Origin of the sequence: Pseudoalteromonas sp. SG45-3 (assembly GCF_014164075.1) — a bacterium.
GTDB lineage: Bacteria > Pseudomonadota > Gammaproteobacteria > Enterobacterales > Alteromonadaceae > Pseudoalteromonas > Pseudoalteromonas distincta.
On record NZ_JACJEN010000008.1, the window covers coordinates 14,530 to 35,460 of the forward strand.

Genomic DNA, 20,931 nt, shown 5'->3' on the forward strand with positions numbered 1-20,931 from the left:
GAAGACACCAAGTGATCTATTCAACTAACTGATTTATCACTTTTCTAAAAGCGCAGCGTCTCAAAACCTCTTTGTGAATACTTGTTTTATTGGTAAAAGCGTTGCTTTAAACGGCAGCAAGCAGCACGTCTTGTATCTCTAGAAGAGAATTGTGCTTACTTATAATCGTGAAGCGGGTTCACGTTAAAGTTAAATGTGATAAACCAATTGCACAAAGAGAAGAGAATGAGGAGTAAATGAGAAGACACCAAGTGATCTATTCAACTAACTGATTTATCACTTTTCTAAAAGCGCAGCGTCTCAAAACCTCTTTGTGAATACTTGTTTTATTGGTAAAAGCGTTGCTTTAAACGGCAGCAAGCAGCTCGTATTGTATCCCTACAAGAGTTTTGTGCTTACTTGTAATCGTTTAGCTTGATTACGTTAAAGTTAAATGTGATAAACCAATTGCACAAAGAGAAGTGAATGAGGAGTAAATGAGAAGACAACAAATAAGCTATTCACGAATCGATAGATAACTTCTCTAAAAGCGCAGCGTCTCATAACCTCTTTGTGAATACTTGTTTTATTGGTAAAAGCTGAACTGTTATTATACGGCGTAAAAAATTGCCCAGAGGTTAAAAACCTCTGGGCTATAAATTGACTCTAAATTGAGTCTAGCGTTAACTAAAAACTTTCTGGTTCGTTAGGGAGAAGAAGAAAGTACTTAAAACTATAGTAAAGCTGTTCAATAAAGCATAACTAATTTTGCCATCTGGTTACATTTGGTAACAAAGGATTAGATTAATTATGCGTAATTTGTACTTTAGTTTAACCCCAGCTTATTAACTGCGTGTTTTGTACTAGATCGCGTGGTAGTGAGTTTTTGATCTTATTTTTTTGCCATTTACCCAGCCCGATAGGGCAACCACACAGCGTTAATACTACTTCACCTATTGTTTGAGTTGCCTCAACTAAGCGTATATCTTTACCTTGAAAATAATCATTTGCTTGCTCGTTATTTAACGCGTAAATATTAGTTTTACACTCATTGCCAAATACGGTTGCAAATTCGTGCGTTAGCCTTACGCCATTTTTATGAATAATGCCAATTTGAATACCTAAACGTGCGTACTTAATTTTATTTTTCACGGCTTCAAACCCCTCAGGAAATAGCCATAGTTCTTTATCGCGCTGCATTAGGCTGCCAGGCAGGTTAGTTAACCCAAAATGCTTTTTAAGTGATTGCATAAACGCGGCACTTTGCTTTTTATCAAACTCGTTAAACGGGAATGCGCCTTTTTTAACTGTTTGATTTGGATTATTACAGCTTGTGTGCTTTTTAAATTTAGCAATAAAAAAGCCTTCGCTGTCGAATGTTTGCGGCCATACATGCAAATAGCCTTCACTTGTTGTTGCTTTACTTGCACCTTCAAATAAATCACTTAGCGATTGTGGGGCAATATAGTCACCAAACTCACTCAGTAAATAATCACACACTTGTTGGTTTTCGAGCGGGGTAAGTGTGCAGGTTGAATACACTAATGTGCCACCTGGCTTTAATGCATAAAAAGCGCTTTTAATTAAGTCTTTTTGTACTTGGGCTATTTGAATGTTTGATTCTATTGACCAATTTTTTAGTGCATCGGCGTCTTTACGTACCGTGCCTTCGCCAGAGCATGGCGCGTCTAGCAATATGCTATCAAAGCATTCAAACATGTAGTTGCCAAATATAACGCCATCAAAATGCGAGAGTGCACAGTTACCAACGCCCATACGTTTGAGTGTTGCGCTAAGTACTTTTAAACGAGACGACGAAAGCTCGTTTGCAACAAGTACACCTTGGTTATTCATAAGTGCAGCTAGTTGCGATGTTTTAGAGCCTGGTGCTGATGCCATATCAAGCATGGTGTTATTTTGAGAGTCAGCGAGTTCAATGTTTTGCTTTAATGCTATAGGGGGCAGCATTGAGCTTGCTTCTTGCACGTACATAGCCCCGCTTAAATGCAAGTCGGTATTACCTAGGGCTAGGTTTTGCTCTTCATCGCTTGGGCGCTCTAACCAAAAGCCTTCACTGCACCATGGGATTGGGGTTAGCAGCCAATTTTTTTCATTGGCACGTTTTACAAATTCTTCAATGCTAATTTTTAATGTATTAACGCGGATAGATTTTCTGAGCGGCCTGCGACACGCATTTAAAAAGTCATCTAAGTTTAGATGCGCTGGTAAATAGGTTTTTACGTCATCAATAAAGTGCTCAGGAATAAAAGTGTTGGCGTTCACGCGTTAGCTCATACTATAAAAATAAAGCGCGATAATAGCATTTATATAATGCATTTTCAGCGCTTAAAGACGTAACATCTGATTTATTATGCTGTCGACACTTCATTGTTTTAGTCCATTTTAAAACCATTTTTATGCGACTTTAGGTTAATAGTGTCGACAATGAGTGTGTTTTTTAGCCATTTTGATAGGTTTAAGGGTTGACATGATTTTTTAATAAGCCCATAGTAACCACATTAATTGTCGACAATCTAAAAAATAAATTATGACACACACATTTTTAAACGAAGCGCCTATAACTACCGCATCAGATCAAGTATTTGTAGATATGCGCCGTGAGATTGTTGAAGGTAGTATAGTTCAAGGCAGTAAAATATCAGAGCCTGAGCTTGCCAAACGTTATGGTGTAAGCCGTGCAACGCTTAGAGAGGCGTTAAATCGCCTAGAAAGTTGCTACCTTGTTGAGCGTAAAGCTAACGTAGGTTGCCGAGTAGTTGCCCTTACTGCTGAGCGTTTGATTGAAGTGTACCAAGTTCGCAGCTCACTTGAAGGTTTGGCATGTAGGCTTGCTGCCGACAATATGGAACCCGAAGAAGTAAAAGGCTTAAAGCAATTACTTAATCAGCACCTACAAACACAACGTGTTAAAGAGGGTGAATCTTATTACCAAGAAGCCGGCGATTTAGATTTTCATTATCGTATTATTCAAGGCAGTAAAAACGCGCATTTAATTCATTTACTGTGTAATGAGCTTTATCAATTAATACGCATGTATCGTGTACAAATGGGCATGGTGGGGCCGCGTGTATCAAAAGCATTTGATGAGCATTTAGCTATTATTAACGCCATTGAAAACCACGACGGTGAATTGGCCGAAATGCTTATGAAGCGCCATATAAGCGCATCGCAAGCAAATATCCAAACCAAATTTGATGTATACCAATCAATATGAGTATTCGAACAATTTAACGGATTAAATCGCTCCGTAACGTCGTTAAAAATTTTTTATTTAGAACCACTAAACATAAAAATTATTGCCTAGTTACAGAACGATTTTCTTATCGTTAAATAGACCTCATACGCATACAGATTGATATTAGTCGCAAAAAACAGAAGCAGTTAAAAGCTAAAAGCTAAAAGCTAAGCAGAGCAGTTAAAGAGTCACAATTACATATTAAAACTATAAGTTACTCCACGTAGCAACCGTTCAAAGTGAGGAGAAAGTAATGTCAGCAGGATTAAAATTTAAACACGCTATTGCCAATAACAGCCCGTTACAAGTGGTAGGTACTATTAACGCCTACACAGCGATGATGGCAGAAAAAATGGGTCACCAAGCTATTTACCTCTCAGGTGCCGGTGTTGCAAACGCCTCGTTTGGTATGCCTGACTTAGGTATGACGAGCCTTGATAACGTGCTTGAAGATATTCGCCGTATTACTGGTGCTAGCGATTTACCACTACTTGTTGATGCCGATACCGGTTGGGGTGGGGCGTTTAACATTGCACGAACAGTAAAAGAAATGACTAAAGCGGGTGCGGCGGGTTTTCATATAGAAGACCAAGTAGCGCAAAAACGCTGTGGTCATCGCCCTAATAAAGAAATTGTAAGCCAAGGTGAAATGGTTGACCGCATTAAAGCGGCGGTTGATGCAAAAACCGATAGCGATTTTTATATTATGGCGCGTACCGATGCATTTCAAAAAGAAGGTTTAAACGCCGCGATAGACCGTGCAGCAGCCTGTGTTGAAGCGGGTGCTGACGCTATTTTTGCAGAAGCCGTACACGACCTTGCTGATTACCAAGCATTTGCAAAAGCGATTAACGTTCCAATTTTGGCAAACATTACTGAGTTTGGCCAAACACCTATTTACACAAAAGAGCAGTTAAGCGATGTAGGTGTTGAAATGGTGCTTTACCCACTCAGTGCATTTAGAGCCATGAACAAAGCAGCATTAAACGTGTATTCAGCAATTTTAAATGAAGGCTCGCAACAAAGCCAAATTGAAAATATGCAAACGCGCTCTGAGCTTTACGACTTTTTAGATTACCACACGTACGAGAACACACTCGATAACCTTTTTTCATCAAAATCTGACAAATAATAATTATTAAAAAATAAAATCACACACAAATTTAAGATAGGAGAAGATCATGGTAGATAAAGCATTAGGCGGCGCGGGTTTACGCGGACAAGTGGCTGGTCAAACAGCATTGTGTACTGTTGGACAAAGTGGTTCTGGTTTAACGTATTGTGGTTACGATATTAGCGAACTTGCCGAAAAAGCGCAGTTTGAAGAAGTGTCTTTTTTACTTTCACGTGGTGAGTTACCAACCACAAGCGAATTGGCTGAGTATAAAGCAAAACTAAAAAGTTTACGCGGCTTACCTGATGCGCTTAAAACCGTGCTTGAAAACATTCCTAAAGACGCGCACCCAATGGATGTAATGCGCACGGGTTGCTCAATGTTGGGTAACCTTGAAATGGAGCTTGATTTTAGCCAAGCCAATGATGCAATCGACCGTATGGTTGCTGTGTTCCCAAGTATTATTTGTTACTGGTACCGCTTTACACACGATGGCGTACGCATTGAAACACAAACTGATGACGACTCAGTTGGCGCACATTTTTTAAATTTATTACACGACAAAGCACCTAGTGAATTGTTTGCACAGGTAATGAATGTATCACTAATTTTATACGCAGAGCACGAGTTTAACGCCTCTACCTTTACAGGCCGTGTATGTGCTTCAACTTTATCTGATATTCACTCTTGTGTAACTGGTGCGATTGGTACGCTACGTGGTCCATTACATGGTGGTGCTAACGAAGCGGCAATGGATATGATTCAAGGTTTTACAAGTCCTGAACATGCTGAGAAAGAAATTATGGGCATGCTTGAACGTAAAGACAAAATTATGGGTTTTGGTCATGCTATTTATCGCGAGTCTGATCCGCGTAATGTAATTATTAAAAAGTGGTCTGAAAAACTAGCGGCTGAGGTAGGCGATACGGTGCTTTACCCTGTGTCTGTTCGTTGTGAAGAGATTATGTGGCGCGAGAAAAAACTGTTTTGTAATGCCGATTTTTTCCATGCATCTGCTTATCACTTTATGGATATTCCAACTAAATTATTTACGCCAATATTTGTAATGAGCCGTGTTACGGGCTGGACTGCCCATGTAAAAGAGCAGCGCGCTAACAACCGTATTATTCGCCCAAGTGCCGATTACACAGGGCCTGACGCACGCAGTTACACACCAATAGAGTCACGTTAAAAAATGGGTGAGCACGCATGTGCTCACTTTTTTATTGCACATAGCCACTAGCGAGCAGTTTTTCTCAAACTTTTTATTAAACACGCTAGCTGTGAGCAAACACCGTCACCAAATTAGCGAACCCTTACCATGACCATAATTAATAACACGCAATACCGTAAACCTTTACCTGGCTCAAACGTCGACTATTACGATACGCAAGAAGCCGTAGATGCAATTAAGCCAGATGCATACGCCACACTACCTTATACATCGCGTGTATTTGCCGAAAACCTAGTACGCCGATGCGACCCTGCTATGTTAACCGATGCACTTAACCAGCTAATTGAGCGAAAGCAAGACTTGGATTTTCCGTGGTATCCGGCGCGCGTAGTGTGCCACGATATTTTAGGCCAAACAGCACTTGTTGATTTAGCTGGGCTTCGTGATGCAATTGCAGCTAAAGGCGGCGATCCGGCTAAAGTGAATCCGGTAGTACCTACGCAGTTAATAGTGGATCATTCACTGGCGGTAGAGCATGCCGGTTTTGATCCTGACGCATTTGAAAAAAACCGCGCCATCGAAGACAGACGCAATGATGACCGTTTTCATTTTATAAACTGGACTAAAACTGCGTTTAAAAATATTGATGTTATTCCACCGGGTAACGGCATTATGCATCAAATTAATCTTGAAAAAATGTCGCCGGTTATTCAAAACCGAGATGGCATTGCATTTCCAGATACACTAGTTGGTACCGACAGCCACACGCCTCATGTTGATGCGCTGGGTGTTATTGCTGTGGGTGTAGGCGGGCTTGAAGCTGAAAGCGTTATGCTTGGCCGTGCTTCATATATTCGCTTGCCTGATATTGTTGGTGTTGAGCTAACAGGTAAGCGCCAACCCGGTATTACCGCTACCGATATTGTGTTGGCCATTACTGAATTTTTACGCGAACAACGTGTTGTATCTACTTATTTAGAGTTTTACGGTGAAGGTGCCGACGCGCTTACACTTGGCGACAGAGCAACCATTTCAAACATGACGCCTGAATTTGGCGCAACTGCCGCCATGTTTTATATCGATGATAAAACAATAGATTATTTGCGTTTAACAGGGCGTGAAGAAGAACAAATTGCCCTTGTAGAAAACTACGCAAAAACAGCAGGCCTTTGGAGCGATAGCTTAAAAACCGCAAAATACGAACGTGTACTTAAGTTTGATTTATCAAGCGTGGGGCGCAATATTGCAGGTCCATCTAATCCGCACCGCCGTGTATCGACAAGCGATTTAGCTAAAGAAGGTATTTCGGGCGTTGTTGAAAATGAAGAAGGCTTAATGCCAGACGGCGCATGTATTATTGCCGCTATTACTAGTTGTACCAATACCAGTAATCCACGCAATGTAATTGCTGCAGCACTCCTTGCCCGTAATGCAAATGCTAAGGGTTTAATGCGCAAACCTTGGGTTAAAACTTCATTAGCACCGGGCTCAAAAGCAGTGCAATCATACCTTGAAGATGCAAACCTACTAACAGAGCTTGAGCAACTTGGCTTTGGCATTGTTGGTTTTGCGTGTACAACGTGTAACGGTATGAGCGGAGCGCTTGACCCTGTGATTCAAAAAGAAGTAATTGAACGTGATTTATACGCAACGGCTGTACTTTCAGGTAATCGTAACTTTGATGGGCGCATCCATCCTTATGCTAAGCAAGCATTTTTAGCGTCACCTCCTTTGGTTGTTGCATACGCTATTGCAGGTACTATTCGCTTTGATATTGAAAAAGGGATACTTGGACAAGATCAACAAGGCAACGATATTACGCTTAAAGATTTATGGCCATCAGATGAAGAGATTGATGCGGTTATTAAGCAAAGTGTTAAGCCTGAGCAATTTAGAAAAGTATACGAGCCTATGTTTAATTTAACCGTAGATTACGGTGAAGATAACGATCCTCTTTACGATTGGCGCCCAGAAAGCACCTACATTCGTCGCCCTCCTTATTGGGAAGGTGCACTTGCGGGTGAGCGCACTATGACCGGTATGCGCGCGCTTGCTGTACTTGGCGATAATATTACAACGGATCATTTATCGCCATCAAACGCAATTATGGCAAGTAGTGCTGCTGGCGAATACCTGACCAAAATGAATGTGCCAGAAGAAGATTACAACTCGTACGCAACGCACCGGGGCGATCATTTAACAGCGCAGCGCGCAACCTTTGCAAACCCAAAACTACTTAATGAAATGGTGCTTGATGAAAACGGCGACGTTAAGCAAGGTTCTTACGCTCGCCTAGAGCCACAAGGCACTAATACCCGTATGTGGGAAGCAATCGAAGCCTACATGGAGCGTAAACAGCCGCTTATTATCGTAGCCGGTGCCGATTACGGTCAAGGTTCGTCGCGCGATTGGGCTGCAAAAGGCGTAAGACTTGCAGGCGTTGAAGTAATCGCAGCTGAGGGCTTTGAGCGTATTCACCGTACTAACTTAATTGGTATGGGGGTTTTACCGCTTGAATTTAAAGCTGGCACAACGCGTAAAACCCTAAAGCTGGATGGCAGTGAAACGTACGATGTAACGGGCGATTTAAAACCAGGCGCTACAGTTAATTTAAGCATTACCCGCAAAGACGGTGAAGTACTTACTGTGCCTATGAAATGTCGTATAGATACCCAAGAAGAGCTTTCTATTTACGCAGCTGGTGGTGTGTTACAACGCTTTGCTCAAGACTTTTTAGAAGCAACGCAATCTGCATAAGGGCAAACACTATGTTTAAACCGCAAATTAAAGTGCCTGCAACCTATATGCGTGGCGGCACCAGTAAAGGTGTGTTTTTTAATTTAACTGATTTGCCAAAGCCTGCTCAAGTAGCAGGCGAGGCGCGCGACAATTTATTACTGCGTGTTATTGGCAGCCCAGATCCGTACGGCAAACAAACGGATGGAATGGGCGGCGCTACATCAAGCACCAGTAAAACCGTAATCCTAAGTAAAAGTGAGCAAGCAGACCACGATGTTGATTACTTGTTTGGTCAAGTGGCGATAGATAAACCTTTTGTAGATTGGAGCGGTAACTGCGGCAACTTAACGTCAGCAGTGGGGGCTTTTGCTATTAGTAATGGTTTGGTCGATAAAAGCAGAGTACCTAATAACGGTGTTGCTATTGTGCGTGTGTGGCAGGCTAATATTAATAAAAGCATATTAGTGCATGTCCCTATGACCAATGGCGAAGTACAAGAAACCGGCGACTTTGAGCTCGATGGCGTTACATTTGCTGCAGCTGAAGTAAAACTTGAATTTATGGACCCCGCTGATGGCGATGGCGCGTTATTTCCAACAGGTAACGTAGTTGATGACTTAGAAGTACCAGGTGTTGGTACTTTAAAAGCCACGATGATAAATGCAGGTATTCCTACTGTATTTATTAACGCCGCTGATATTAATTATACCGGCACAGAGCTGCAAGACGATATAAATAACGATGTTGCAGCGCTTAAAAAGCTTGAAACCATTCGCGCTTATGGCGCCGTTAAAATGGGCTTAATCACTGATATTAATGAAGCGCAAGCTCGCCAACATACACCAAAGGTTGCGTTTGTTGCAGCGCCTTTAGATTACACTGCATCTAGCGGTAAATTTATTGAGGCTGCCAACATTAACTTACTCGTGCGAGCAATGTCGATGGGTAAACTGCATCATGCCATGATGGGCACAGCCGCTGTAGCTATTGGCACTGCCGCAGCAATTGAAGGCACACTCGTAAATATAGCCGCTGGTGGCGGTGCATTGAGTGAAGTTAACTTTGGTCACCCGTCGGGCACGCTAAAAGTAGGTGCTGAGGCTAAAAATAATGCTGGCAACTGGCTAGTTACCAAAGCAAGTATGAGCCGAAGTGCACGTGTATTAATGGAAGGGGTTGTAAGAGTCCCTTACTAATCACTGGTGAAGTTAAGCGCAACTAAACATTTATTTTAGTTAAGCAAACAAATTTTATAAACGTTTGCTTAGCTAAAGTAAAACCTACTCACACTCGTTAGAAATAATCCTTTTTCATTAATTTTTCGAATTATCGTCTTTTTTCGCTCTCATCCACCGCATTTACTTGAAGAATATAATTAACAAACTAGATTATATGTAATATTCATTTAATAAAGTGAATATATTGTATCAATATGTGCTGGTTCTTTATGAGTGTCTATAGGTTATTGAATAATAGAGATGCTGATAAAGAAGTAGCTCATAGAATAAAGATAAATACTTCTATAAAACGTATAAATATGTAGCATAACTATATAGCTTAATGGTATTTTTAATGTTCTAGTAACAAAAGTTATGATTGTGTACTTTTTTGATGCTTTTTGAATATAAAAGCTTACATAAATCACTATCAACTAAACTAATTTCTGATACTCATTCCAGGCTATCAAGGAGAAATAAATGGTAAAGCGTACGATCAAATTTACACCTATTGCAGCTTCAGTTGCACTTACATTAGGCTTAACAGCATGTGGTTCTGATAACGACAGAAATATTCCTGTTACACCTGTAGAATCTTTCACTGCAACGGGCGATGCACAATTTAACATTGAAGTAACAGGTAAAGCAGTTAAAGGTTCAATGAAAAGTGCAGTAGTAACTGTAATGACTTTAGATGCATCTGGTCAAAGCGTTCCTGTTGCATTTCGCTCAGCTGCTTCAGCAGAGGCTGAGTCTTTTTCTGAAGAAGCACTATCACAAGATGCTGCAGATGCAGCGGTAGAAGCAAGTAAAATTGCCGCTAACCCTGAAGTGCTAACTGATGAAAACGGTCGTTACAGCATCTACCTAGATGATGATTTTACTGGACCTGTTTACATTACAGTTAAAACGTCTGAAGAAGGCGATGATAGCTTTTTACGTTGTGATGCTTACGTAGGTTGTGGCACTTACGATGAAGCGCCAGAAGTTGACGACGAAAATGATGGCGATACTGATATTGAGTTTGGCGAATGGTACAAAACTGACCTAGAGCTTTCTGTTGTTAAGTTTATTCCAGCTGTTGAAGCAGATACATCTGGAGCGAGCGGTGCAGCTGGCGACGATAATGTTATAGGTTCTTATAAAGCTAATGTTACTTTTTTAACATCGTTAGTGGCGGGTCTTCTTCTTGACTCAGGTTCAAGTGTAGATGAAGACGCTATTGCTACAGCTAGCTTAAACACTGTTGTACAAGTAATGGGTCAAGACGCAGCACTTTTACTTTCTGCTATTATTGGCGATTTATCTAACGGCGGCGCTGTAGATTTAAGCAATGTTGATGGCGAAGAAGAACTTACTGACGGTATTTTAGCAATTGCACAGCTTTCATCTTCAATTCAAGGTTTACCTTCAATTGGTGATGTAATGAGCAGCATTAAAGCTGGTATTAAATCAGGCCAGTTTAAAGGTAATACTGACGCTGGCATTGCTGCAATAGCTACAATGTTACAAACAGCAATTACAAATACTGCAAACATTTTTGTTGCTGTAGCAACGGGTGATGAAACTGCAATTGAAAACGCTTTAAAAGCGGCATTCTCTATTAACAACCCTAATGCAACACAAGCACAAATTGATGCGTTTGCCGCTAATTCAGTAGGTATTGCTAAAAAAGCAAAAGCAGCTAAAGACAAAGCTGTTAAAAATGGTGCAGCAACTGATGCCGGCCTTGCAGCCGCTGCAGTAAAAGTTAAAAAAGCACTAGAAGTAATTGGTTGTACTGGTGCAGAGTGTACAGTTGGAGATGATTTTTATACAGCTCTAGCAGCTGCTTTAACAGTAGAAGTTACAGCTTCACAGACTGCACTTACTGCATTAGAAATGGATATTGAAACAGCTCAAAGTTCACTTGCTGATGTTCAAGCAATGGGTGGCGATGCTCTTACAGCTGATAACGCAGCTGCATTTGTAAGCGCTGTAACATTACTGAAAAATGAAGCTGCTACTGCTGGTTTAACAGCTAAAGCGGGTTCTATTTTTGTTAAATCACAAGGTTATGTAACTGCTGCAAAAGCGTTAGTTACTCAAAGCTCTGATTACCAACAGATTCTTGATTCTGCAACGTCTTTACAAACAGACGCAGGTGTTGCTGTAACTGACACCGTTGCATACGACGCTGCATTAGCTGCACTAGTAGCGGAAGCAGAAGCAGCGATTGAAACGTTTGATATTGCTCTTGCTGCAGCAAAACTAGTTGCTGAAGACACTGCAGACGTTGCTGATGAGAAAAAATCAGCAGCAGACACAGCTGAAGCAGCTTCTACAAGCGCACTTGCTAACGCAGAAGGTGCAATGGTAGATACAGCCGCAAACGCAACTGAAGCTCTTGAGCTTGCTATGACTGCTGTTACTGCTGCGTCTGATTTTGCTGCTGCTGTTGATGCACTTGAAATTGCTATTGAGCAAGCACTTGTTGCTGCTAATGCTTACCTAGACCTTGAAGGCGAAGGCGCACAAGCAATGATTGATGCGCTTACAGCTATGCAAACAGCTGCTGTAGCTCAAGGTGAACTAGCTAGCGAGCAATTTGTAACAGCTTATAACCTACAACTTGTTGCTGAAGCGGCGGTTGCTAAACTTGAAGTACTAACTTCTGTTAAAGCTACATCAGAGTCATTATCGACTATGACTGTGCTTACTAACACTGGCGGTCAAGCGGTTATCGATGCAGCAGACGTTCTTGCTGACGTAATTGATGAACTAGCTGAAATGGGCAACTCAGGTGAAGGTACTTCTACTCGTCAACCTGATTGGTCATATAACTATGACTTAGATACACTAGTTTTAGAATTAGAGAACGAAACTACCGGTGAAATGATCAGTGCTTCAGCTTCTTACCAAGGCGAGCAATTAGTTGTTGCTTGGGGCGCTACATTAATGGGTGAAAATGACGCAACTGTGTCACTTGTTACGGGTGAAAGTCGTACTGCAGCTCTAGAAGAGTGTGAACTGTTTGCTGACGGTACGATTATTGATCCTACGCAAATTGATTCATGTTTAATATTCACATTTGATGGTGCAGTAAATGCTGACACAGTTGATGACGCTGAAATTGTTAACACTGAAGCTTGGAACCACGTTGAAATTATGGACGGTGATTCTGGTTTCACTGGTATGCTAAACCTTACTGCAACTGAAGAGTCAGATTCTTCAAGCATCACACTTGAAGGTATGTCTGGCGACTTAGACTTTAAAGTAATGGGTATGGTTGACAGTAGTGGTGATGAAGATGAAAGTACATTAGAAGTTATGGTTAAAGGTGACGCAGCAATGGGTTACACATTATCTCTAACTGGTATGGAATCTACAGGTTACACTGGTGATGTTAAAGCTATGTACAATGGCGAAATGATGTCATTTGGTACTGCTTCTAAAGTTACTAACGGTGTATCTATCACTTACATCGATGGTGATGTAGTGCCTTACACTGATGTTGATTTAATTGATTCATCTAAGTAATATTTAAACTATAAAAGGGGAAAGCAGCGCTTTTCCCTTTTTTTATAGAAAGCGATTAAATTATGAAAAAAAAAATTCTCTTGTTAGGATTTTCAACAGCTTTTATTTCTCCTCTTGCTTCCGCAGATAACCAATTTCAAATATTTACTCATTTTGACGCAGAAATTTATACTGAAGCACAACCAGTACAAGCCTTTGTAGATGATTTTGATGCACCATTAAAATCGGGTGACAGTGCATTTACCTATAATATTTTTGAAGTGGGTGTTGGCTACGGTAATTTTAAAGTGGGTTTACAAAGTCGTTATGACTATGTTCTTAACTTTGATCCTGATACAGCTAAATATACTCATACCGAAAAGAATGATTTAGAGTTTGAAGATAGATTTTATACCTATTACCTCGATGCTAAACAAGCAACGTCTAATGGTGTATTTGTATCTTATGATTTTAAATTTTTAGATAAAAATGCATTAACAATAACACCTAAGCTTTCTGTTTTTGCCAGCTCACACTATCAAGATGCCACTGTAAATGGTGAAATTTTTAGTGATGAAGTTGAAGGTGCTGTAACTGTCGATTACAACTTTTCAAAAGATATTTTATTTAAAGAATTTACACCTTCACAAAAGCCAGAAGGGCTAGGCTATAGCCTAGATATTTTTGCCGATTGGCAAGTAAATGATGAGCTTAAAGTTGGTTTTAGCGTAAAAGATTTGCTCTATAAAACTCAGTACGAAGACAGTGGCTCTGTAAAGGGTCAAACTACTGAAATTCCATTTAGCGAAGATGACAACGGCGATATTATTACTCAGCCAACAGTTTCATTAAAAACATCTGCATTTGGAAATACGGTATCTCATGATTTCGAAATGAAAATGCGACTACAAGCATTTGCCGATTACAGAATAAACGACCGATTTTCGACTCAGTTAACTTTAAAACGTTACGATAAAGACACGTTTAGCCAATTAAAAGGCCGTATTCACTTTTGGGATCATTGGCGAGTACAAGCAGGCTACGAAACAAAAAGCGAAGCATTTTTAGTTGGTATAGAAAACGAATATTTTGGTCTTAATTTACAAACTGATAGCCTAGATTTAGATAAAGCCTATTATGCGAATGTGAATTGGTACGTGAACATTAAGTTTTAAGGAATGAAGATGTTAAAACAAATTATACCTTTAGGGGTCGCTATTGCATTGGCAGGTTGTGGCTCTTCATCAGACAGTGACAGTTCAGAATCTGTTGCAGTGAGTGAAATTGCTACATCTTCTTCTGTGAGTTTTTATGTATCTAATTGGCAATCACCACAGGGCACGCTTAATGTTTTAGATAGCGATGGGGTGGTGCAAGAATCAATTGAAGTCGAAAACATCAATACTGCGAGTGTAAGTGTAACTCCACTTACTTTTAATAGTTTTGAGTTTATCCCTAGCGATACAGCTCTACCTTGTCCGCGATTTACAGGGTGTGGCAGAACTGTGCGTGGTGATATAAATGACTTAAACGCAAACCGGTTAATCGACTACCAAGAATTGACAACCGTTACCCTTAATTACAAAGCGGATGCATTTAGTGCACCGGGTGTAAATAAGGTTTATTTATCGCCATTGAGTAAAGCAATTACAGAAGAAGGCTTTAGTGCTACACAGGCGAGTTTATCAGCCACGCCTTTTTATCATTTAACGCACAGTAATTTAAATGCAAGTGTTGAAGCAGAAATGGTTACTAATGCATTTACTTACGCGGCAATTTTAGCTGGTGTTGCTGATAGTTCGTTTAGTGTTGAAAGTGCTTTTAATGCATTTACTAACTTGGAGACTGACCAGCAAGCATGGCAAGATTACAGCGACTTAGCAGCGCAGTATGTTACAGACAACTTATTTAGCGACCAAGGTAATGCTTTGCTGAAAAATGTAGCTGGTCAAGTTAAGCAAACGATTGCAAGTGTAACTACATTTGCAAATTGGCAGGCTCGCTCAGCAGAAGTGCAAAGCTTAGACTCAAGAGAGTTACTTGTTGATACGCGAAATATAATTGGTGTTGCAAGACTTCAAGAAAAAAGCTATTCAGATGAATTAGACGCAAAATTTACTGAGCTTGAAGGTGCGTTTGATGAAGATACACAAAGAACCCTTGAGGCACTTAGTAATGCTTTAAACGAAGTTATCACAAATTATTCACCACTAGCTGATGGCTCTACACCATCAGGGCAATATAAGCTTCGTGATTTAGATATTGATTACAACCAATCACCTTATACTTGGGCTATTACTGGCACATATGATGAGTTACCTATAACCATTGATTTATCAATTCCAACTTTCAGAGTAAGTGGTGTATTAGGTAATAAAATCGAAGGTGTAATGAGCGCAACGGTCACAAATGGTACTACGGTATTAAGTGTGGATGTAAGTGAGTTGCTGATTGAGTTTGATGGCATAGATGCTCAAAGTGAATTAAACCCAGAAGCCGACACGGGTATTACACAGGTAACCACCAACGTAATTATCAATAAAGCCGCGGGTAAACTCGAAGGTGATTTATCAGTAAACTTAAATCGTTTTGTTAATTCACTAGGTGAGGAGTCAACCACGTTATCTACTTTTGATTTTAATGGTGATTACGTAAGCGACATTCAAAACACTGCATTTCATATCACAGCAGTAGAGGCTTCGCCTTTTGTTGGTGAAGATAATGACGATTTAGCATTTACTTTTGAATTAGATTTTCCATTGAGTGGTGCAAGCGATTTTAAATTTGCGTACGTAGGCGATGTGGAAAACTTATCAGAACTTACTTCTACAGATATATTTGTTAGCATTCAAAATCGCGCGTTAGATTTACGTATTCGTGATGTTAGTGGCAACATTAATCTAATAGCGAAAGGCGAAAATGGACGTTGGTTAGATGTAAAGCAAAAGGGCCGTAATTACAGTGGCGGTTTATATTTTGGTGATACTAAACTAGCTGATGTTACTGCGGTACGTGGTATTCCTGGTGTTTTATTTCCAAATGGTGAGTTTGAGTCGTTATTTTAACCATTAGATTAAATAATTAAAAACTCAGCATATGCCTTACAGCTCAGCGCTTTTTGCGATGAGTGAAGTGTTTTTATAACTATTCGAAATCCGATATTAGTTTCTGATATCGGATTTTTTAATGTTTGTTATATTAGTTAAATGCGCCTGAATCGAGGTAGCTGCCAATCCCGAGTGTAAACATCCATAGCCCCCATAAGCTGTGTTCAATAACACACACGACCGTTGAGCGGCTTTGTGCGTAGGTATACGCAAACAGTAAACCGCCCAAAAAGGCTAAGGCTACTGCAATCCAATTTGCATACACAATATGCGCCAACGCAAATACACTCGCACTGACTACAATACGCACTGCTTTTTTTGGCATGATGCGTTTATAACGATGAAAAAAATACGTTCGGAATATTAATTCTTGAGGAATAACCGACAGTATTGGATACAGCACCAGCAGTAAAAGCCAATCATTAAACGAGTTACGGGGAAGGGTAAACCAGTTGCCTTGATGAATAATCCCATAAAACATGCCTGAGAACAGCGCACCTAAAAAAAAGAAGCTAAACACACGCCTTTTAACAGCAGAAAATTGCCCAAGGCTTGTGAGTCTAAACCGTTTAAAATGGGGATCGCCTAGTAGCAACATACAACACACACTCATAAGTATAATAAGCGCAGGGATAAGCCAATTAGCTAAATGCTCGCGTAATCCAAAACCCAACAAGGGCAGCAATATAAAAATGAGGGTAAATTCAAACCAGCGGTATTGATTAGCGTTCAAGGTCGTCTCAACTTGCTTTTTTTAATAAGCTAACAAGCTAAGACGACACTTTTATGACGAGGGGGCTTACTTTGCTGTTTCCTCTTCATCAGGGAGGTATTTGTACAAGGCAATAATGGTGGCAAAAATGCTTACAAAAGTAATACCCATTAAACCAAACACTTTAAAGTTAACCCAAAAATCGAGCGAAAAATTGTATGCAATATAAATGTTTAGTGCCGCTATACCAGCAGTTATAACAACCCACATTAAGTTAAGCTTATCCCATAATGGTTCTGGGACAACAATGGCTTGTTTTGTATCATTAGCGTTTTCGAGGATTGAGCTAAGCGCTTTTTTAACGAGATTTTTATTAAGTACATAACGGCTAACAAGTAACGTTAAACTTAAACCTGCATATATCAGTGTTGCTTTCCATTTAATGTATTGCTCATCATGAAGTACCAGCGTTAGCGTACCAAACACGGCAGCAATGCCAAAAAATATCCAATGACGAGTAGGTACATTGCCATGTTTAAAGTAGCTATAAGCAACTTGAATAAGCGTAGTGGCCATCAATAAACCGGTAGCCCAATAAATATCGACGAGTTTAAACACTGCAAAAAACAGTATGAGTGGAATGTATTCAATTAATGCGTGCATATACTACCTAAATTATACAAAAAAGAGTCAAAGGCTTTTTACCACATAAAGCTTAGCAACTACAAGGTTGACTTGTTGCCCTGTAACCCTTAGCCTGCGTGGCTTTATTACCAATTTGGTTTGGTATTTTTCATATCATCATATTCCCACGCTTAACCAACACTGATTTGGCGTGTATTTAGGAGCCTAAAATGAATAAAGCAGAACTCGTTGCTGCCATTGCACACAAAAGTGAATTAACAAAAAAAGATTCTCAAGCGGCACTTTCAAGCTTGCAAAAAGTCATTACTAAATCGCTTTCTGAGGGCGATCAAGTTCAAATTAATGGCTTTGGTACCTTTGCGCTAAGTTATTACCCAGCGCGTACTGGGCGTAACCCACAAACAGGGGCTGCAATTGAAATAGAAGGCGCAAATAAAGCGGTTTTTAAACCAGCTAAGGCGTTAAAAGATCTGCTTTAAATAGCATTACTTAGCTTGGTCGTTGATTGAGCTTTGCGTGGAGTTATTAAACATAAAATTATGGGCTTTGCCCATCACGCCAACAAGTTGTGCGTCTACAAAATAAACATAATGCCGAGCGTTAGTTGTAGGCGTTGAGCTTGCTCACGCGAGAAGCGAAGCTTCTGTATTTAAATCACCGAGTATCAAAGCCGTGTTTATATCTCCTCTATGTACATTATTCATAATCTCTAAATAATTTACATGGCATTATAAATCCTACTTAAATTAAATCCTTTATTTTCAATTGCTTGTTATCGGCACGCATCGTGCTTTTTTGATTGTGTATTTTAAATATACCTTTTAAGAAAATAAGGAGATCTCAATGAGTACATTACAAACAAGCACACGTTTACAAGGCAAAAAAATCGCAATTTTAGCCACTGATGGGTTTGAGCAAAGTGAGCTTTTATCTCCACGCAGCGCATTACTTGATGCTGGTGCGAACATCGAAATAGTATCAATTAAAGAAGGCCAAATTACTGGCTGGGATGAAGACAAGTGGGGCGATAAAGTAACAGTAGATAAACTAGTTACAAACGCGGATCCTGCTGATTACGACGCGCTTATGCTTCCTGGTGGTTTATTTAATCCAGACAGTTTACGCCAAGATAAAGATGCTAAAGCATTTATTGATGGATTTTTTGGTGCAGAAAAAAACAAACCCGTTGCTGCTATTTGCCACGCACCGTGGTTGTTAGCTGAAATTAATAAATTGCGCGACCGTACCATTACTTCTTTTCCTAGTATTAAAAGCGATTTAATTAATGCAGGTGCTAATTGGGTTGATCAAGAAGTATGTGTAGACCAAGGTTTGGTAACAAGCCGAAGCCCAGCTGATTTAGAAGCATTTAATGCTAAGTTTATTGAAGAGATTTTAGAGGGTAAACACCAAGCTCACTAATTTGCTTTTCAAAAACAAAAAAGGGCATTTAAATGCCCTTTTTTAATGCCTAAATTTACACTTTTTATAATGCGGTTGCCGCTTTCATTTCACTAACAAATGCTTTTAACTGCGTTGTCATTGCGTCTAAATCGTTAAGGTTAGCTTCAATAATTTTAACTACAGCAGAGCCTGAAATAGCACCTGCTGCGCCTGCATTAAGTGCCGCTTTTACATCATCTGGTGTTGAAATACCAAATCCTAAAAGAGCAGGAGCTGCATGGTATTCTTTTAATTTAGTAACAATATTACCCGCTGGCATTTGTGCTTTTGTATCGGTACCGGTAACACCAGCGCGCGATAGTAAATACGTATAACCACGACCGTAAGAGGCGCATTGGCGAAGAGTGTCGTCATCTGCATTAGGTGTGGCAATAAAAATTGGGTCTACACCGTTATCCATTGCTGACTTTCTAAATATTTTAGATTCATGCAGAGGCACGTCAGCCACTAAAATAGAGTCTACACCTACCGCTTTTGCATCTTTATAAAATGCTTCTATGCCGCGCTTAAAAACAAGGTTTGAGTAAAGCAATAATCCAATTGGAATATCGGCGTTATACTCGCGTATCTCTTTAATAACATCAAAGCAATCTTGCGTGTTAATGTGCACATCAAGTGCGCGAATATTGGCTTTTTGAATTACAGGACCATCCGCAATCGGATCAGAAAACGGAATACCAAGCTCAAGTGCATCAGCGCCGCCGTCAATTAGGCTTTTTATAATCGCAACACTTTGCTCTTTACCTGGGTCGCCAATTGTTACAAATGGTACAAATGCACCTTGTTTTTTCTCGTTAAGCGCTGCAAACATTTTGCCGTAACGATCCGTTTTTACTTGGCTCATAGCTGACCTCTTTCAGATAGTACATTGTGAACGTGTGCTAAATCTTTATCGCCACGACCACTTAAATTAATAACTAAAACGCTTTCCTCGGTTTGCTCTTCTGCATACTTAAGTGCATAAGCAAGCGCATGGCTTGATTCAAGCGCCGGAATGATCCCTTCGTTTTTAGCAAGTGATTGAAACGCATCAAGCGCTTCTGTATCTGTGATACCCACGTATTGCGCTCGACCGGTTTCGTGTAAAAATGCGTGCTGAGGACCAACCGCAGGGTAATCAAGACCCGCTGATACAGAGTAAGACTCTTCAATTTGGCCATCGTCGTTTTGCATAATGTACGTGTAAGTACCGTGTAATATACCTTTAGTGCCTTTACAAATTGTTGCACCGTGCTCATTTGTATCAAGCCCTTTCCCAGCAGGCTCAACACCAATTAATTTAACGCCTGGCTCGTCAATAAAGTCGGTGAACATACCAATTGCGTTTGAACCACCACCAACACAGGCAATTACAGCGTCAGGTAAACGACCTTCGGCTTTAAGTACTTGTTGTTTAGCTTCTTCACCAATAACTTTTTGATACTCACGTACAATTGTTGGGAATGGGTGAGGACCAGCAGCTGTGCCTAGTAGGTAGTGCGCGTCTTGATAATTAGCTGACCAGTCACGCAGGGCTTCATTTACTGCATCTTTTAATGTGCCAGAACCCGCTGTTACCGGAATAACCTCTGCGCCCATTAACTTCATTCTAAATACGTTTGGTTGCTGACGTTCAACGTCTTTTGCGCCCATATAAATTCGACATTTTAAACCCAGTAGTGCACATGCAAGCGCGGTTGCAACACCGTGTTGACCAGCACCTGTTTCAGCTATTACTTGTATTTTACCCATGCGCTTAGTAAGTAACGCTTGGCCAAGTACTTGGTTGGTTTTATGTGCGCCGCCGTGTAATAAGTCTTCACGCTTTAGATACAGTTTTACTTTTGGGTTTTTAACTAAATTGCGCGTTAAAGTAAGTGGGGTAGGACGACCCGCATACTCGTTTAATAATTTACTTAGCTCAGCCTGAAACTCAGGATCTTTTTGTGCTTTGTTAAATTCGTTTTCTAACTGCTTAAGCGCAGGGACAAGTAACTCGGGTACAAACATACCGCCAAACTCGCCAAAATAAGCTGGATTTTGCATT

At 40.3% G+C, this 20,931-nt stretch carries 15 protein-coding genes; 10 read left to right on the forward strand and 5 right to left on the reverse strand.

Annotated features, from left to right (window positions below):
- Positions 1–810: 810 nt before the first annotated feature.
- Positions 811–2,262 carry a 16S rRNA (cytosine(1407)-C(5))-methyltransferase RsmF gene (rsmF, locus tag H5126_RS11100; protein WP_182720393.1) on the reverse strand — a complete coding sequence of 484 codons (1,452 nt, stop codon included), beginning with the start codon at positions 2,260–2,262 and terminating at the stop codon, positions 811–813.
- A gap of 265 nt (positions 2,263–2,527) precedes the next feature.
- Here rsmF and H5126_RS11105 point away from each other — a divergent pair, with 265 nt between their 5' ends.
- From H5126_RS11105 to H5126_RS11140, 8 genes are all read left to right on the forward strand, one after another.
- Entirely contained in the window at positions 2,528–3,214 is a 687-nt protein-coding gene (locus H5126_RS11105; RefSeq protein ID WP_007582477.1) for a GntR family transcriptional regulator, read from the forward strand.
- Between the two features lie 274 nt (positions 3,215–3,488).
- Positions 3,489–4,367 (forward strand): methylisocitrate lyase, encoded by an 879-nt coding sequence (gene prpB, locus H5126_RS11110; protein ID WP_182720392.1) that lies wholly within the window; start codon positions 3,489–3,491, stop codon positions 4,365–4,367.
- Between the two features lie 49 nt (positions 4,368–4,416).
- A complete protein-coding gene (gene prpC / locus H5126_RS11115) occupies positions 4,417–5,541 on the forward strand; it encodes a 2-methylcitrate synthase (RefSeq protein WP_182720391.1) in 1,125 nt (374 codons plus the stop codon).
- Positions 5,542–5,670: 129 nt separating this feature from the next.
- Positions 5,671–8,280: a Fe/S-dependent 2-methylisocitrate dehydratase AcnD gene (gene acnD / locus H5126_RS11120; RefSeq protein ID WP_182720390.1), complete on the forward strand. Its 2,610-nt coding sequence runs from the start codon at positions 5,671–5,673 to the stop codon at positions 8,278–8,280.
- An 11-nt stretch (positions 8,281–8,291) separates the two neighbouring features.
- A complete protein-coding gene (prpF, locus tag H5126_RS11125) occupies positions 8,292–9,458 on the forward strand; it encodes a 2-methylaconitate cis-trans isomerase PrpF (protein WP_182720389.1) in 1,167 nt (388 codons plus the stop codon).
- 501 nt (positions 9,459–9,959) lie between these two features.
- Positions 9,960–12,998: a hypothetical protein gene (locus H5126_RS11130; RefSeq protein ID WP_182720388.1), complete on the forward strand. Its 3,039-nt coding sequence runs from the start codon at positions 9,960–9,962 to the stop codon at positions 12,996–12,998.
- A gap of 62 nt (positions 12,999–13,060) precedes the next feature.
- A complete protein-coding gene (locus tag H5126_RS11135; RefSeq protein ID WP_182720387.1) occupies positions 13,061–14,152 on the forward strand; it encodes a hypothetical protein in 1,092 nt (363 codons plus the stop codon).
- Between the two features lie 9 nt (positions 14,153–14,161).
- The gene (locus tag H5126_RS11140) at positions 14,162–16,042 is read left to right on the forward strand and encodes a hypothetical protein (protein ID WP_182720386.1); all 1,881 of its coding nucleotides are present in this window, start codon (positions 14,162–14,164) and stop codon (positions 16,040–16,042) included.
- A gap of 133 nt (positions 16,043–16,175) precedes the next feature.
- Here H5126_RS11140 and H5126_RS11145 read toward each other — a convergent pair whose 3' ends face one another.
- The gene (locus H5126_RS11145; RefSeq protein WP_002961594.1) at positions 16,176–16,817 is read right to left on the reverse strand and encodes a CPBP family intramembrane glutamic endopeptidase; all 642 of its coding nucleotides are present in this window, start codon (positions 16,815–16,817) and stop codon (positions 16,176–16,178) included.
- A gap of 66 nt (positions 16,818–16,883) precedes the next feature.
- Positions 16,884–17,459: an inner membrane-spanning protein YciB gene (locus H5126_RS11150; RefSeq protein ID WP_033028426.1), complete on the reverse strand. Its 576-nt coding sequence runs from the start codon at positions 17,457–17,459 to the stop codon at positions 16,884–16,886.
- Positions 17,460–17,650: 191 nt separating this feature from the next.
- Between H5126_RS11150 and H5126_RS11155 the strand changes: the two genes are divergently transcribed.
- Together H5126_RS11155 and H5126_RS11160 are read left to right on the forward strand one after the other, a co-directional pair.
- Positions 17,651–17,920: an HU family DNA-binding protein gene (locus H5126_RS11155; RefSeq protein WP_007375441.1), complete on the forward strand. Its 270-nt coding sequence runs from the start codon at positions 17,651–17,653 to the stop codon at positions 17,918–17,920.
- 364 nt (positions 17,921–18,284) lie between these two features.
- On the forward strand, positions 18,285–18,863 hold the full coding sequence (locus H5126_RS11160) for a type 1 glutamine amidotransferase domain-containing protein (protein WP_024595007.1): 579 nt from the start codon (positions 18,285–18,287) through the stop codon (positions 18,861–18,863).
- A 64-nt stretch (positions 18,864–18,927) separates the two neighbouring features.
- On the opposite strand, the gene trpA is transcribed toward H5126_RS11160, so the two are convergent.
- Both trpA and trpB read right to left on the reverse strand, forming a co-directional pair.
- The gene (gene trpA / locus H5126_RS11165; protein ID WP_024595006.1) at positions 18,928–19,749 is read right to left on the reverse strand and encodes a tryptophan synthase subunit alpha; all 822 of its coding nucleotides are present in this window, start codon (positions 19,747–19,749) and stop codon (positions 18,928–18,930) included.
- Positions 19,746–20,930, reverse strand: a complete 1,185-nt coding sequence (trpB, locus tag H5126_RS11170; RefSeq protein WP_182720385.1) for a tryptophan synthase subunit beta — start codon at positions 20,928–20,930, stop codon at positions 19,746–19,748. The genes trpA and trpB overlap by 4 nt, the downstream gene beginning before the upstream one ends.
- Position 20,931 lies beyond the last annotated feature (1 nt).

Coding starts and splice junctions, on each gene's coding strand:
- H5126_RS11150 (WP_033028426.1), bottom strand. CDS start 17,459: ATGCACGCATTAATTGAATACATTCCACTCATACTGTTTTTTGCAGTG.
- H5126_RS11140 (WP_182720386.1), top strand. CDS start 14,162: ATGTTAAAACAAATTATACCTTTAGGGGTCGCTATTGCATTGGCAGGT.
- H5126_RS11155 (WP_007375441.1), top strand. CDS start 17,651: ATGAATAAAGCAGAACTCGTTGCTGCCATTGCACACAAAAGTGAATTA.
- H5126_RS11130 (WP_182720388.1), top strand. CDS start 9,960: ATGGTAAAGCGTACGATCAAATTTACACCTATTGCAGCTTCAGTTGCA.
- H5126_RS11160 (WP_024595007.1), top strand. CDS start 18,285: ATGAGTACATTACAAACAAGCACACGTTTACAAGGCAAAAAAATCGCA.
- acnD (WP_182720390.1), top strand. CDS start 5,671: ATGACCATAATTAATAACACGCAATACCGTAAACCTTTACCTGGCTCA.
- H5126_RS11135 (WP_182720387.1), top strand. CDS start 13,061: ATGAAAAAAAAAATTCTCTTGTTAGGATTTTCAACAGCTTTTATTTCT.
- trpA (WP_024595006.1), bottom strand. CDS start 19,749: ATGAGCCAAGTAAAAACGGATCGTTACGGCAAAATGTTTGCAGCGCTT.
- prpB (WP_182720392.1), top strand. CDS start 3,489: ATGTCAGCAGGATTAAAATTTAAACACGCTATTGCCAATAACAGCCCG.
- trpB (WP_182720385.1), bottom strand. CDS start 20,930: ATGCAAAATCCAGCTTATTTTGGCGAGTTTGGCGGTATGTTTGTACCC.
- H5126_RS11105 (WP_007582477.1), top strand. CDS start 2,528: ATGACACACACATTTTTAAACGAAGCGCCTATAACTACCGCATCAGAT.
- prpC (WP_182720391.1), top strand. CDS start 4,417: ATGGTAGATAAAGCATTAGGCGGCGCGGGTTTACGCGGACAAGTGGCT.
- prpF (WP_182720389.1), top strand. CDS start 8,292: ATGTTTAAACCGCAAATTAAAGTGCCTGCAACCTATATGCGTGGCGGC.